The organism is Blautia sp. AF32-4BH, from assembly GCF_003460565.1.
GTDB classification, from domain to species: Bacteria; Bacillota; Clostridia; order Lachnospirales; family Lachnospiraceae; genus Fusicatenibacter; species Fusicatenibacter saccharivorans.
In genome coordinates this window covers 996-1341 of the sequence record NZ_QTVL01000043.1, presented here as the reverse complement: position 1 = coordinate 1341, position 346 = coordinate 996, and the positions used below count along the sequence as shown (strand labels likewise).

General features: G+C 48.6%; 1 protein-coding gene. It reads right to left on the bottom strand.

From position 1 onward, the window contains the following. Positions 1-346, bottom strand: a 346-nt coding sequence (locus tag DWZ44_RS18920) for an IS66 family transposase (protein ID WP_243002175.1), incomplete at both ends; no start/stop codon positions are given.

Below are 346 nucleotides of genomic sequence, written 5' to 3'. Positions count from 1 at the left end.
GGCTTCTCCTTTTCAAGACGAAATTGTTTTCTCTGCTCCGCAGTGTGATTTTTTGCTTTTGAGTACCGCTCACAATCAAACAGCTTGGAACAGAACTGTACTCCCTGCACTGCCGGAAGGCTGTAATCATACTCTTTCCCTTTCGGTATGGCATCTGTGAAGTAACGTCTCACATGTGCCCAGCAAGAGCAGCGTTTGATGTCCGGCAGATTATTATAACCCTGGTATCCATCCGTCTCCAGATATCCGCTGAACCCCTGTAGGAAAGATGCTGCATGGAACTTTGCCCTTGTCTCTGTGTAATGGTAGAGCAGGATCGGCGGAAGTCCATCTTCTCCACTGCGGA